Raw genomic sequence first — 13998 nt, forward strand, 5'->3', positions numbered from 1 at the left:
CGGCGCCGCGATGAGTTTCGCGAACGTCGGGGGTCTACATGGCAACAGCTTCACGCGACCGTGCGCGGAGCAAGCCCCGAGGAGCCAGCCATGACCACCACGCGCCCCACCGCCACCGCCACCCCGCCGGCAACCGGTTCGATCTCGCCGCGCGCGCGGCTCGCCGGCCGGATCGTCAGCGGTCTCGCCGTGCTCTTCTTCCTGTTCGACTCGATCACGCACATCGCGAACGTCGAGCAGGTGCGAACCGCGATGGCCGACCTCGGGTTCGATCCGAGCCTGAACCGGGTCTTCGGCGTGGTGCTGGCCGCCTGCCTGATCCTCTACGTGATCCCGGCGACCTCGATCCTCGGGGCGGTCCTGCTGACCGGGTACCTCGGCGGGGCGGTGGCGACCAACCTGCTCACCGAGCAGCCCATCCTGAGCACGACGCTGGCGCCGATCTACTTCGGCATCCTGGTGTGGGGCGGGCTGTACCTGCGTGACGCCCGGGTGCGGGCGATCATGCCGCTCGTGCGCCGCTGACCACCGCCCAGGGCGAGGGGAACCGACTTTCGGTTCCCCTCGGTCGTGCGACTACCGGGTGCGGGTGACCACGACGAACGGCCCGACCTCGGTGGTGGTGAACCGGGGGTCGTCGAACAGCGCCTTGTCGAACGTGACGGTGTAGCGCTTGACGTTCGGGTCGTTCGGGTACACGTCCTGCGCGAGCCGCAGCGTGTAGCCCTTGTCGCTCTTGCGGAACACGAAGACATCCGGTGTGCGCCAAGGGCTTTCGTCCATCTGCCGGATCAGATCGCCGGGACCGGACGCCTCCGCCCACCGTCCGATCGCCGCGGCGCGCTGGTCGAACTGGGCGAGTGGGTTGGCGTAGTGCGAGGTCAGGCCCTGGAAGCCGAAGTACGGGTAGAAGCTCAGGAAGCTGGTGTCCGCGGTGAGCACGACGGTGTCGTGTCGCGGTACGGGCCGGTGCGCCGCGATCTCCTTGTCGACGTCCGCGTAGTACGACGCGGCGCCCGGGGGCCGCTTGTCGGCGCGCACCCCGTCGCCGTCGGTGTCGGTGTACGCGATGTCGATCTCCGGGGCCAGCAGGTGCGGAATCGACTGCGCGAATGCGACCGCACCGAGCGCGCCGACCGCCACCAGCGCCGCCTTGATCCTCGGATTGTCGCTGGTTGCCAGGATGATCCAGCGGGAGAAGTCGGCGAAGCCGAAAACGCCTGCGGCGCCGAGCAGAACCAGCAGCACCGGTTCGAGCCGGAACGAGAGCAGCGTGTTGCCCGCGGCCGTGAACGCCATCGACAGCAGCGACCACAGGTACACCGCGACGACGCCGATGCCGAGGGACTGGGCGCGACGCGACGAGGTGGCCCGGCCGACGAGCCAAATCGTGCCGAGCATGCACAGGGCGCCGATCAGGGACGCGTCGAACATCGGCAGCGGCAGCGTCGATCCGGGCTCGGGCAGGTAGTGGGTGGCGGTGCCCGAACCGGCGGGCGACCCGTGGCGCAGCTCGAGCAGGAACGGCGTCCACACCACGAGAGCGATCAGCCCCGCGATCACCCCGGCCGCGACGAGCCGCAGCAGCGGATCGCGCACCGCGGCGAATCCGTGTGCCCGCCATGCCAACCCGGCCGCGACCAGTGCCATCAGCGTCACGGCGAAGGCGGCCCAGCCGAGGTAGAGCGTGTAGAAGGTGGCGGCCAGGCCGAGGAAGGCGCCGGTCCCGACGATCGCGCCCCAGCCGCCGGAGCCGGGGGACCGGTGCAACCCGCCCCAGGCCAGCAGCAGCACCGGCGGCAACAGCACCACGAGCACCGCGCTGTACGGCTCGGGGGAGGCGTAGGCGAGGGCGATCGCGGTGACGGCGAGCGACACGACGACCGCGAGATCGGCGCGGATCAGCCTGGACCACAACACAAGTGCGATCACAGAGGCGACCGCAAGCGAGGCGATCGAATACGGTTTGAAGGCCTCCCAGCCGTCCATGCCGAGCAGGTTGGCCACGCGACCGCCGACCCAGAACCAGCCCGCCGGGTAGAACGACGGCAGGTCCGCGTAGGTCATGTCGTGAAGCCGGGCGGTGTCCGTCATCCGGGTGAGGAACTCGGTGCGGAACTCCTGGTCCACCGAGACGCCGTGCAGGTACAGCTTGGTCGCGGCCAGCGGCATCCCGAGGGTGACGGTGACGAATCCGGACACTCCCACCCAGGACAGTGCCTTCGCCAGGGCGGGGGCGCGACGGGTACGCAGCAGCCACACCGAGACGGCCAGCAGTGCCATCGTCACGACCTGACCGACGGTGGTCAGCGCGCGGGTGACGTTGGAAGAGTTGAACGCGGGCCAGTCGACGACCGAGAAGGCGACCAGCCCGACCGCGGCGACGACGGCCGCAACGACCGCCGCCAGCACCGTCTCCCCGGCTGTTCCGACCGCCCGGCGTGCGGGTTGGACGGTGCTCGGGGGGACGGTGCTGGCGGCGGTGGTCGTCACGGTTCGGAGTCTAGGTCGCTGCGCGACTGTGAGTGATTTTCACCCCGGGTGGGGTGAAAATCGCGCACGGGCAGCGAAGCTGCGTCAGATCGGGAGCTTGCGGAAGATCGCGCGGGGAACGTGCCGCAGGCCCATCATCACGAATCGCCAGGGGCCCGGCGTCCAGACGATCTCCTTGCCCTTGTCGGACGCGGCGACGGCGAGCGTGGCGACGATGTCCTTGTTCACCGTCAGCGGGGCCTCCTTGACGTGCGCGCTGAACTGGGTGCGCACCATGCCGGGCCGGACCACCGTCACGCGCGGGCCGAACGGGGCCAGGGCCTCGCCCAGACCGAGGTAGAAGCCGTCCAGGCCGGCCTTGGTGGAGCCGTAGACGAAGTTGGCGCGCTTGACGCGCTCGCCGGCCACCGACGACATCGCGATGATCCGGCCGAAGCCCTGTGCCTTCATCTTCTCGCCGACCAGCACGCCGACGGAGACCGAGGCGGTGTAGTTCACGTTCGCGACCAGCACGGCCTTGCGCTGGTTCTGCCACAGTTCCTCGGCGTCGCCGTCGAGGGCGAACGCGACGACGGCGACGTCCACGTCGCCCTTGGACCAGGCCTCGTCGATCACCTTCGGGTGACCCTCGGTGTCCAGGGCGTCGAAGTCGACGACGTCCACCTCGGTGGCGCCGGCGGCCTTCATCTGCGAGACGGCGTCCTCACGCAGCGGGTCGCCGGGCAGCGCGGCGAGGATCACCCGCATCGGCGCCTTGCGCAGGTACTCCTCGCAGATGGCGAGGCCGATCTCGGAGGTGCCGCCGAGCAGCAGCAGGGTCTGGGGGTTACCCACGGCGTTGATCACTGCAGTTCCAACCTTCTGGACATATCGGAGGCGAAAACGCCTGTGGGGTCGTACTTTCGGCGGGTGGCGAGCCACTCGTCGATGCGCGGGTACATTGCGTGGAAGGTCTCGGCGGTGGCGCGCGAGTCCTTGGCGGTGTACAGCCGGCCGCCGAACTCGAGCACGCGCTTGTCGAGTTCGGTCACCAGCTCGTTCAGGCCTGCCTTGATCGGGAAGTCCATGGCGACGTTCCAGCCCGCCATCGGGAAGCTGAGCGGCGCGTTGTTGCCCGGTCCGAACAGCTTGAACACGTTGAGTGCCGAGTGGTGGCCCGACGCCTGGATGTGCCGAATGATGCTCTTGAACTCTTCGAGGGCCTCGGTGGGCACCAGGAACTGGTACTGGAGGAAGCCCTTCGAGCCGTACGCGCGGTTCCACTCACCGAGGAGATCGAGCGGGTGGTAGAACTGCGTCAGGTTCTGGACCTTGCCGGTGTAGTTCCCGCCCATCCGGTAGTACAACTCGCCGATGGCGCTGGCCGACAGCTTGTTCATCAGGCCGTTCGGGAACACGTCCGGGACGGTCATCAGCTGCGGGGCGTCGAACTTCAACGGGTCCTTCTGCAGCTTCTTCGGCAGCTCGTCGAACTTCGCGAGCGAGCCGCGGGTGATCGTCGCGCGACCCAGCTTCGGCGGCGCACTGACCACGTCGAACCAGGCGCTCGAGTACGTGTAGTTGTCCTCGGTGCCGTCCTGGTGCGCGGCGACCGTCTCCTCGAGGCTCTCGGTCCGGATGCCGTCGTTGATGAAGTACGCCGTCTCGGTGGGCGTCATGCTGATGGTCGCGCGCAGGATGATGCCGGTCAGGCCGTTGCCGCCGATCGTCGCCCAGAACAGCGCGCCCTTGGGGTCGTTGCGACCGCCCTTCGGCGTCAGCTTGCGAACCTGGCCGTCGGCGGTCAGCAGGTCGAGCGACACCACGTGGTTGCCGAAGCTGCCCTCACTGTGGTGGTTCTTGCCGTGGATGTCGGAGCCGATGGCGCCGCCGATGGTGACCTGGCGGGTGCCGGGCAGCACCGGAACCCACAGGCCGAACGGCAGCGCCGCCCGCATGAGCTGGTCGAGGCTCACACCGGCGTCGACGTCCACCAGCGCGGTGTCGCGGTCGATGCGGTGAATGCGGTTGAGGGCATTCATGTCGATGACCAGGCCACCCGCGTTCTGGGCCGGATCGCCGTAGGACCGCCCGAGGCCTCGGGCGATGACGCCCCGGCGCAGGTGGGACGGCTTGCCCTCGTTCTTCTCGGCGACCTGCGCGACTGCGCTGGCGATCACCTCGACGTCGGGCGTGGACAGCACCTCCGCGGTGGTCGGGGCGGTGCGCCCCCAGCCGGTGAGGGTGCGGGTCTGGGTTGTCAGAGGCGCCGGTTGCGGCAGGGCCGCCGGGGACTCTTCAGCTGTCGTGGACATCGGTGTAGAGGCTACCTGTCGGTAGCGGATTCGACCCCTGGCGAGTGTGCAGATATGTCCCCCGCCACTCGACAATTGCCCCGCCAGCTGCACACTCGGCGCCCAGTTCCGGGCACACCGAGCGGGCAGCTGCCGGGGCCGTTCCTGGGGATTGGCCCGGAAACGCACGGGCGGCGGAGCCGCGTCAGACGATAAGACCGGCGGTCTGGGTGCGGGCCTTGTCGAAGCGTGCCGCGACGTCCGGCCAGTTCACGATGTTCCAGAAGGCGTTGACGTAGTCGCCCTTGACGTTCTGGTAGTCGAGGTAGAAGGCGTGCTCCCACATGTCGAGCATGAGCAGCGGGGTCAGGCCGATGGAGATGTTGCCCTGCTGGTCGTAGAGCTGGACGATGATCAGCCGCTGGCCGATGGAGTCCCAGGCGAGGATGGACCAGCCGGAGCCCTGGATGGCGTTGGCGTTCGCCGAGAAGTGGCTGCGGAAGGCGTCGAAGCTGCCGAACTGGTCGTCGATCGCGGCGGCGAGCTCGCCCTCGGGGTTGCCACCACCGTTCGGGCTCAGGTTGTTCCAGAACACGCTGTGGTTGGTGTGGCCGCCGAGGTGGAAGGCCAGGTTCTTCTCGTGCAGGTTGACCACGGGGGCCAGGGCGTCGGAGGCGCGCAGCTCGGCCAGCTTGTCGAGGGCGGCGTTGGCGCCGGCGACGTAGGCGGCGTGGTGCTTGTCGTGGTGCAGCTCCATGATCTTGCCGGAGATGTGCGGCTCGAGGGCTGCGTAGTCGTAGGGCAGTTCAGGCAGCGAGTAGACGGACACGAGATGCTCCTTTGCGGTTGACGTGAACCCGATGCTGCAACCTCAACCGCACTGGAGGTCCAGGTGTTGTGCGGCACGTCACGCGGGCGCGGCCGTGCGCACAGTGGGCCTCGGGTGGGTGAGACAGGTGCGCCGGTGACGGCGTCGCCTACCCTCGACCCGTGTCCGGTACCCCCCACGCGCCCGAGCCCCGTCTGCCGCTGCCCGTCGAACTGCCCGTCGTCGACGAACCGGGCGGCACCGATGTGGACCTCAAGACCCAGTTGGTTCGGTTCATCGCGACCGGTGGGTTGTCGGCGGTCGTCGACTACGGGCTGTACGTGCTCGGCATGGCGCTCGGCCTGCCGCGCGTCGCCGCCAAGTCGATCAGCTTCGTCGCGGGCACCAGCACCGCATACCTGATCAACCGGCGCTGGACGTTCAACGCGCCGCCCAGCCGGGCTCGATTCGTCGCGGTGGTGGTGCTCTACGCGGTGACGTTCGCCGTGCAGGTGGGCATCAACGAGCTGATGAACCACGTCTTCGCGGACGAGTGGTGGCGGAACCCGCTCGCGTTCGTCATCGCGCAGGGCACCGCGACGGTGATCAACTTCGTCGTCCAGCGTGCGGTGATCTTCAAGATCCACTAGCCGCGGCCGTCACGGCGCACCGGTGCCGAGCACCAGGGACGCAGTACGCCGCTGCCCCGAATCGTCGATCCAGGCGAGGTCGACCCGATCGCCGGGGTGCCGGGCATTCATCTCGACTGTCAGGTCGCTCGACGAGCGGATCGGGTTGCCGCCCCACCCGACGATGACGTCCCCACGCCGGACCCCGACCTGTTCGGCGGGGCTGCCCGGACCGACCGCGATCACCTTGGCGCCGGTCTGCGCCTCGCTTGCGTCCGTTACCGCGACGCCGAGCAGCGGGGTCGGCCCGATGTGCACGGTCTCGGAGGCCTGCCCGGCGCGGATCTGGTCGGCCAGGGCGACGGCGTCGTCGATGGGGATGGCGTAGGACTCCACCGGCACGGGCGCGCGCGTCGTCGGAGGGGCGCCGGGCGCGGGCGTGGGGCGCATCCCGGTGTTGCCCGCGGTGCTGACGCCGACGACCTTGCCGAACGCGTCGACGAGGGGGCCGCCGGAGTCGCCGGGCCGGATGTCGGCGTCGACCTCGATCATGCCGGTGAGCCGATTGCGACTGCCGTCGGAGGCGTTGCGCGCGGTGACCGACTGGTTGACCCCGACCACCTCGCCCGGTGCGGACATCGGCACCCCGCCGCCCTCCGCGTTGCCGATCGCGACGACCGGGTCGCGCAGGTGCAGGTCCGCGGACCGTCCGAGGCCGGCGGTCGGCAGGGTCTCCGCGCCGTCGAGTCGCAGCACGGCGACGTCCCGGAACCGGTCGTAGCCGAGCACCTGCGCGGGGTGGCGCGAGCCGTCGACCAGGGCGGTCGCGCTGATGTCGGTGGCGCCGTCGATGACGTGGTGGTTGGTCAGCACCACGCCGTCCGCGGTGAGCACGATGCCGGTGCCCGCGGTGGTGAGCGGGCCCGCGACGGAATTGATGGTGACGAGGGTCGGCACCACGCGGGCCTCGATCTCGGCGGGGCTGAGCGGGGTCGGCGCGACCGCGGGCGCGGCGGCCGGCACGGGGATGGCGGGCAAGGTGGGTGATCCGGGGCCGAGCCGGCTGCCGACGAGCAGGCAGCCCGCGACCGCGGCAGCGATCACCAGCACGCTCAGTCCACGGTGACGCGGCGGTCGTCGTCGATCGCGCTCCGTGCTCTCCATCCACACCCTGCATCCGGCGGCGTCGCCGTCATGGCTGTCCGACAGCTCGGCCGCCCCGGTCGAATCCTGCGCAGTCGTGCTCCAGACGCTACTGGGGCCGTGCCGCGCACGCGCGTTTTCGGGCGGAGGGAAGTGAGCGGAAGCCGCCGGCACGGGACGCGCCGACGGCTTCGGGGCGACACCGCCCGCCATATCGCCTCTCGGCAAGTGGTCGCTCGAAGCGACGAATCAAATGTGGTACCCGGGGTATGTCCGGACGGTGTCGCACGGTCCAACCTACTCCGTCTCGCGGTTATTCCGAATCGACCCGGCGGCACGGATGCGGACATCTCACCCCTGCCGGATGACGCCGTCGGGTGCGGACGGTGACAGGTTCGTCAGGTGAGTCGATAACCGTCCACCGTGTCGTGGACCGTCAGGGCGTACCGACGCGACCGGTCCGCGTGGTCATGCGAGAGGGGTTCCATGTCTGATCAGAATGTTGCCACCGCGTCCGTGAAGACTCGGAACGACGATGCGGCGGGTGCGCTCCCGTTCGGGGATGCGCAGGATTTCGAGGACGCGGGGCGTGGTCTCGTCGGCGTGCTCGAGCCCGGGGTGGTGAAGAACGCCTCCGGGGACGTGGTGTGGGACAGCGACGGGTATGCGTTCCTCGACGACGAGTGCCCGGACACGGTGCATCCGAGCCTGTGGCGGCAGTCGAAGCTGTGCGCGATGCAGGGCCTGTACGAGGTCACCGACGGCATCTACCAGGTCCGCGGGCTCGACCTGTCGAACATGACGCTGGTCGAGGGCGACACCGGGGTGATCGTGATCGACCCGCTCATCTCCGAGGAGACGGCGGCGGCGGGCCTGGCGCTGTATCGCGAGCACCGCGGGGATCGGGGCGTGACCGGGGTGATCTTCTCGCACTGCCACATCGATCATTTCGGCGGCGTCAAGGGGGTCACCACCCAAGAGGACGTCGACGCGGGTCGCTGCCCGATCCTGGCTCCGGCCGGATTCGTCGAACACGCGGTGTCCGAGAACGTGTACGCGGGCACCGCGATGGGGCGGCGCGCGGCCTACATGTACGGGGCGGCTCTGCCGCGCGGGCCGCTGGGGGCGGTCGGCGCCGGACTCGGCCCGACGACCTCCACCGGAACTCCGACGTTGATCAACCCGACGGTCGACATCGATCACACCGGACAGACCGAAGTGGTCGACGGCGTCCGCATCGAGTTCCAGCTCACCCCGGGTACCGAGGCGCCGTCGGAGATGAACTTCTACTTCCCGGACCGGCGGGCGCTGTGCATGGCCGAGAACGCCACGCACACCCTGCACAACCTGCTCACCCTCCGCGGCGCGTTGGTCCGCGACCCGCACGTGTGGTCGAAGTACCTGACCGAGTCGATCAACCGGTACGCGGGACGCTCGGACGTGCTGTTCGCCTCCCACCACTGGCCGACGTGGGGGACCGACCGGCTCACCGAGTTCCTGTCCGTCCAGCGTGACCTCTACGGCTACCTGCACGACCAGACCCTGCGGGCGATCAACCAGGGCGCGACGGGGATCGAGATCGCCGAGGGCATCGCGCTGCCGCCGGCCGTCGAGAAGTCGTGGCACACGCACGGCTACTACGGGTCGGTGAGCCACAACGTCAAGGCGATCTACCAGCGCTACATGGGCTGGTTCGACGGCAACCCGGCGACGCTGTGGCAGCACACCCCCGCGGAGTCGGCGAAACGGCACGTCGACTTCATGGGCGGCGCGCCTGCCGTCCTGGAGAAGGCGCGGAAGTCCTTCGACGAGGGCGACTTCCGATGGGTCGCACAGGTGTTGAACTACGTGATCTTCGCCGACCCCGACAACGCCGAGGCCAGGATGCTGCAGGCGGACACGCTCGAGCAGCTCGGCTTCGGCTCCGAGAACGGGACCTGGCGCAACTTCTTCCTGATGGGCGCCTACGAACTGCGCAACGGACCCGTCGGGACGCCGACCGCGACCGCCTCCCCGGACATCGCGGGAGCGCTGTCCGTCGAGCAGCTCTTCGACGCGATCGCGCTGCGCATCGACGGGCCCAAGGCGTGGTCGGCGGACATCACGATCGACTGGCGGGTCGAGGACGCCGACGTGGTGCATCGCAGCCACCTCCGCAACGGGTTGCTGGTGCACTTCGACCTCGACGGCCAAGTGTCCGTACCGGACGCCGCATTCACGCTGTCGAATCGGGATCTGCACCGCGTCCTCCTCGGGGGAGCGGACCTGAGCCAGCTGATCTCGGACGGCAGCGTCAAGGCCGACGGTGACGTCGCCAAGCTGGGCGAGCTGGTCGGCTACCTCGATGCGCCCGACCCGGATTTCGCCATCGTCACGCCCTGAGTCTCCGACGGCAGGCGACCGCCGCTCTCTTCACCCCGGCCGGGTGAAGAGAGCGGCGTGTGCGGGGACCGACGATGACTGCACGTCGATCGAGGAGTGCCCATGAACGGGATCGTCATCATGCTGATTGGTGCACTGTTGTGCTTCTACGGCATCCGTTCGCTGCACCTGGCCGTGCTGGCCATCGGCTTCGGGCTCGGGTGGTTGGTTGCGGACCTGTTCAATGCCTCACTGGCCGCGCTGTTCCTGTTCGCGCTCGTCGGAGCCGTCACGGCGTGGGTCGTCACGTCGTTGGTCTTCAGGTTCTCCGCCTACTTCATCGGTGGGCTCGCCGGGGCGATGGTGGGAGCCCGAACCGCCGACGTCCTTCAGCCCGGCGACAACAACTGGGCCCTGAGCGCCATCGTCGTCCTCGCCGTGGCGGTCGCGGCGGCATTCCTCGCCGACAAGTACCGTGCACGTGCCCTCCTGTGGCTCACCTCGATCGGGGGCGCGAGCATGATCCTGAACGGGCTGGGTCGCACCGCCGGCCCGCTCGAGTTCCTCCGGGATCCGAATTCAGGTTGGCAGCAGGTCTTCTCGACCCTGGCGTGGATCGCGATCAGCGTCGCGGGGTGGATCGTCCAACGCCGTCTCTTCGCGGACAAGCTCGGGATCGAGACCAAGAAACGTCCGTGGCAACCGGGACTGGTGAACGGCGAATCCTGACCTCGCCCGGGTGCTGTGTGCGCTCCGTGAGTGCGCACGCACGACCCTCCGTCGACGAACCGGCAGGCATTCCGGCCTAGTGCCGCGGCAGCACGCCCTCCGACACCAGCTGCGCCAACGACGGTGCGGCCGAATCCTTCTCGGACAGCTGGTAGTGCAGCGGCGACCCGTCGCGCCCGACCGTCGGCCACGCGATCGCGAGATCCGGGTCGAGCGGGTGCAGGTCCCGGTCCAGGGCCGGGGTGTACTCGATCGAGCACAGGTACATCACCGTCGAGCCGTCCTCGAGTGAGAGGATCGCGTGCCCGAGGCCCTCCGACAGGTACACCGCCCGGCGGTCCACGTCGTCGATGAGCACGCTGTCCCACTGCCCGAAGGTCGGGGAGCCGACCCGCAGGTCGACGATCACGTCCAGGAATGCGCCCTTGACGCAGGTGACGTACTTCGCCTGCCCGGGTGGGCAATCGGTGAAGTGGACGCCGCGAAGCACCCCCGCCGCAGACACCGAGCAGTTCGCCTGGCGCAGGTCCAGCGGCCGCCCGACCGTCTCCTCGAACGCCGAGCCCTTGAACCACTCCAGGAACACGCCGCGGTCGTCGCCGAACTGCCGAGGGGTGATCTCCCAGGCGCCGGGGACGCTCAGTTCACGGAACTCCACGCCTCACCAGTCCTTGCCGCGCTCGAGCAGGCCGAGCAGGTAGTCGCCGTAGCCGGACTTGACCAGCGTTTCCGCGCGCTCGCGGAGCTGGTCGTCGTCGATGAACCCGCGTCGCCACGCGACCTCCTCGGGCACGCCGATCTTCAGTCCCTGTCGTTCCTCGATGGTGCGCACGTAGTTCGACGCGTCCAGCAGCGAGTCGAAGGTGCCGGTGTCGAGCCAGGCGGTGCCGCGGGGGAGCACCTCGACGTGCAGGGTGCCCGCCTCGAGGTAGGTGCGGTTGACGTCGGTGATCTCGTACTCGCCGCGCTGGGACGGGCGCAGCCCGCGCGCGATCGAGACGACGTCGTTGTCGTAGAAGTACAGTCCCGGCACCACGAACTGCGAGCGCGGCACCTTCGGCTTCTCCTCCAGGGACACCGCTCGCCCGTCGGCGTCGAACTCGATCACGCCGTACGCGCTGGGCTCGGAGACCCGGTACGCGAACACGGCTCCGCCCGTGAGGGATTCGAAGCGGGTCAGCCGCGTGCCCATCCCGGGTCCGTAGAAGATGTTGTCACCGAGGATCAGTGCCACCGGCTCCGAGCCGATGTGGTCGGCTCCGATGACGAATGCCTGCGCGAGACCGTCGGGACTCGGTTGCACGCGGTAGTCGATGTTCACGCCGAACTGGGACCCGTCGCCGAGCAGCCGCCGGAACTGCTCCGCATCCTCTGGGGTGGTGATGACCAGGATGTCGCGGATGCCGGCGAGCATCAGGGTGGACAACGGGTAGTAGATCATCGGCTTGTCGTAGACGGGCACCAGTTGCTTGCTCACCCCGAGGGTGATCGGGTGCAGCCGTGACCCCGTCCCACCGGCCAGAATGATTCCGCGCATGGCCCCTACTGTCTCACGCAGTCCGCGTCGGCCGGTGCGGTGCGCAGTAGTGTTCCTGCACATGAGGCTTCTCGTCACCGGGGGCGCCGGGTTCATCGGCGCCAACTTCGTCCACCAGACCGTGGCCGAGCGACCCGAAGTCCGCGTCACCGTTCTCGACGCCCTCACCTACGCGGGCAACCGCGCCTCGCTGGACCCGGTGGCGGACCGGATCGAGTTCGTACACGGTGACGTCACCGACCTCGCGCTGGTGGACCGGCTGGTCGCGGACTCGGACGCGGTGGTGCACTTCGCGGCGGAGTCCCACAACGACAACTCGCTCGCCGACCCGTGGCCGTTCGTGCAGACGAACGTGGTCGGCACCTTCGCGCTGCTCGAGGCGGTCCGCCGGTACGACGTGCGCTACCACCACATCTCGACCGACGAGGTGTACGGCGACCTCGCGCTCGACGATCCGGCGCGGTTCACCGAGGCCACCGCCTACAACCCGTCCAGCCCGTACTCGTCCACCAAGGCGTCGAGCGACATGCTCGTGCGCGCCTGGACCCGCTCGTTCGGCATCCGGGCGACCCTGTCGAACTGTTCCAACAACTACGGGCCGTACCAGCACGTGGAGAAGTTCATTCCGCGCCAGATCACCAACGTCCTGGACGGGGGCAGGCCCAAGCTCTACGGCGCGGGCGCGAACGTGCGGGACTGGATCCATGTGGACGACCACAACCGCGCGGTGTGGGAGATCCTGGACCGCGGGGTGATCGGCGAGACGTACCTGATCGGCGCCGACGGCGAGGCCGACAACAGGACCGTCGTCGAGACGATCCTCGAGCTCCTCGGCCGGGACCGGGCCGACTTCGACTTCGTGCCCGACCGGCCCGGGCACGACCTGCGGTACGCGATCGACTCGACACGGCTGCGCACCGAGCTCGGGTGGGCGCCGAGGTTCCGGGACTTCCGCGCCGGGCTGGAGGCGACAATCGCCTGGTACCGGGACAACGAGGCGTGGTGGCGGCCGCAGAAGGCCGCGACGGAGGCCTTCTATGCAAACACTGAGCAGGATTTGGAAAGTTGAGCATGATTTTGCTCGCCAGGTCGTGACCGGGTCCGCTACGCTGCTGCCCACAGGCGGGAAATAGCCCCTGTAGCACGGTGTTCGGCTGACGACACGGTGTTCCACCGTTCGCCTCGGCCACCGGGCCAGGGAAGGAATCGTGATGGCTGGCGCGCACCGGGCCCCCACTCGCTGGAGCACGACACGACGTGGTGCGGCGCTGCGGACCGTCGCGGTCGCGGCGACGTTCGGGACCGCCGCGATCGCCGCGCCCGGTGCCTCCGCGGCCGCGCCGGTCGCCGACAGCGGGTGTGCCGGTATCACCGATGCGAGCGGGTCGGCCGGCTCCGGCCCGAGCCCGTGCCAGCTGACCGACACCGCCGGCGCCGCCGACACCTTCACGGGGTTCGTCGGACTCGGCAGCGTGGGGGACGCCGTCAACGCGGGCGCACTCGGCTCGTCGAACCTGGGACCCGGCAACGTCGGTTCCTCCAACACCGGGTCGGACAACGTGGGCTGGAACAACGACGGGTGGGCGAACACGGGTTCGGCGAACTCCGGTTCCGCCAACGCGGGCTGGAACAACGACGGCTTCGCGAACACCGGGTCCGCGAACTCGGGGTCCGCGAACACCGGCTGGAACAACATCGGGTGGCTGAACACCGGGTCCGCCAACGCCGGATCGTCGAACACCGGCGGGTTCAACCTCGGCTCTTCGAACACGGGGTGGTTCAACGTGGGCTCGTCGAACACGGGCCTCGGGAACTTCGGGTCCGCGAACACCGGCTCCACCAACGTCGGCTCGGCGAACACCGGTTCGGGCAATGCCGGGTCCGCCAACACCGGGTCCGGGACCGCCGGGTCGCTCGAGACGGGCATCGGCTCGGCCGCCGTCGGCCCGCTCTCCTAGGACTCGCCGACAATTGCCGATTGGCGCGCGGGCTCGCCCGCGCGGCGGTACCGTCACCTGCGCAACA

General features: G+C 69.1%; 13 protein-coding genes. 6 read left to right on the forward strand and 7 right to left on the reverse strand.

Features of this window, described 5'->3' with window-relative positions:
* Nucleotides 1-90: 90 nt before the first annotated feature.
* On the forward strand, nt 91-525 hold the full coding sequence (locus ACFXGJ_RS02545; protein ID WP_378616148.1) for a DoxX family protein: 435 nt from the start codon (nt 91-93) through the stop codon (nt 523-525).
* 51 nt (nt 526-576) lie between these two features.
* Here the strand turns inward: ACFXGJ_RS02545 and ACFXGJ_RS02550 are convergent, their stop codons facing one another.
* The 4 genes from ACFXGJ_RS02550 to ACFXGJ_RS02565 all read right to left on the reverse strand — a co-directional run bounded on the left by ACFXGJ_RS02550 (nt 577) and on the right by ACFXGJ_RS02565 (nt 5595).
* Complete coding sequence (locus ACFXGJ_RS02550) at nt 577-2493, reverse strand: galactan 5-O-arabinofuranosyltransferase (RefSeq protein ID WP_378616149.1); 1917 nt, start codon at nt 2491-2493, stop codon at nt 577-579.
* Between the two features lie 84 nt (nt 2494-2577).
* Nucleotides 2578-3339 (reverse strand): decaprenylphospho-beta-D-erythro-pentofuranosid-2-ulose 2-reductase, encoded by a 762-nt coding sequence (locus ACFXGJ_RS02555; RefSeq protein WP_378616151.1) that lies wholly within the window; start codon nt 3337-3339, stop codon nt 2578-2580.
* A complete protein-coding gene (locus tag ACFXGJ_RS02560) occupies nt 3336-4787 on the reverse strand; it encodes an FAD-binding protein (protein WP_378616153.1) in 1452 nt (483 codons plus the stop codon). Before ACFXGJ_RS02560 ends, ACFXGJ_RS02555 begins: the two co-directional genes overlap by 4 nt.
* A gap of 184 nt (nt 4788-4971) precedes the next feature.
* Entirely contained in the window at nt 4972-5595 is a 624-nt protein-coding gene (locus tag ACFXGJ_RS02565; protein WP_378616155.1) for a superoxide dismutase, read from the reverse strand.
* Nucleotides 5596-5756: 161 nt separating this feature from the next.
* Here ACFXGJ_RS02565 and ACFXGJ_RS02570 point away from each other — a divergent pair, with 161 nt between their 5' ends.
* The gene (locus ACFXGJ_RS02570; RefSeq protein ID WP_378616157.1) at nt 5757-6224 is read left to right on the forward strand and encodes a GtrA family protein; all 468 of its coding nucleotides are present in this window, start codon (nt 5757-5759) and stop codon (nt 6222-6224) included.
* 9 nt (nt 6225-6233) lie between these two features.
* Here the strand turns inward: ACFXGJ_RS02570 and ACFXGJ_RS02575 are convergent, their stop codons facing one another.
* Complete coding sequence (locus tag ACFXGJ_RS02575) at nt 6234-7367, reverse strand: S1C family serine protease (protein WP_378616159.1); 1134 nt, start codon at nt 7365-7367, stop codon at nt 6234-6236.
* 465 nt (nt 7368-7832) lie between these two features.
* On the opposite strand from ACFXGJ_RS02575, the gene ACFXGJ_RS02580 reads away from it, so the two are divergent.
* Both ACFXGJ_RS02580 and ACFXGJ_RS02585 read left to right on the forward strand, forming a co-directional pair.
* Entirely contained in the window at nt 7833-9728 is a 1896-nt protein-coding gene (locus ACFXGJ_RS02580; protein ID WP_378616161.1) for an alkyl/aryl-sulfatase, read from the forward strand.
* A gap of 102 nt (nt 9729-9830) precedes the next feature.
* Complete coding sequence (locus ACFXGJ_RS02585; protein ID WP_378616163.1) at nt 9831-10436, forward strand: DUF4203 domain-containing protein; 606 nt, start codon at nt 9831-9833, stop codon at nt 10434-10436.
* 76 nt (nt 10437-10512) lie between these two features.
* Here ACFXGJ_RS02585 and ACFXGJ_RS02590 read toward each other — a convergent pair whose 3' ends face one another.
* Nucleotides 10513-11094, reverse strand: coding sequence for a dTDP-4-dehydrorhamnose 3,5-epimerase family protein (locus ACFXGJ_RS02590; protein WP_378616165.1), 582 nt, complete (start codon nt 11092-11094; stop codon nt 10513-10515).
* Between the two features lie 3 nt (nt 11095-11097).
* Nucleotides 11098-11973, reverse strand: a complete 876-nt coding sequence (rfbA, locus tag ACFXGJ_RS02595; protein ID WP_378616167.1) for a glucose-1-phosphate thymidylyltransferase RfbA — start codon at nt 11971-11973, stop codon at nt 11098-11100.
* Between the two features lie 61 nt (nt 11974-12034).
* Between rfbA and rfbB the strand changes: the two genes are divergently transcribed.
* Nucleotides 12035-13042: a dTDP-glucose 4,6-dehydratase gene (gene rfbB, locus ACFXGJ_RS02600; protein WP_378616169.1), complete on the forward strand. Its 1008-nt coding sequence runs from the start codon at nt 12035-12037 to the stop codon at nt 13040-13042.
* A gap of 142 nt (nt 13043-13184) precedes the next feature.
* Entirely contained in the window at nt 13185-13931 is a 747-nt protein-coding gene (locus ACFXGJ_RS02605; RefSeq protein WP_378616171.1) for a hypothetical protein, read from the forward strand.
* Nucleotides 13932-13998: the final 67 nt, after the last annotated feature.

Origin of the sequence: Rhodococcus sp. NPDC059234 (assembly GCF_042754225.1) — a bacterium.
Lineage (GTDB): Bacteria > Actinomycetota > Actinomycetes > Mycobacteriales > Mycobacteriaceae > Rhodococcus_G.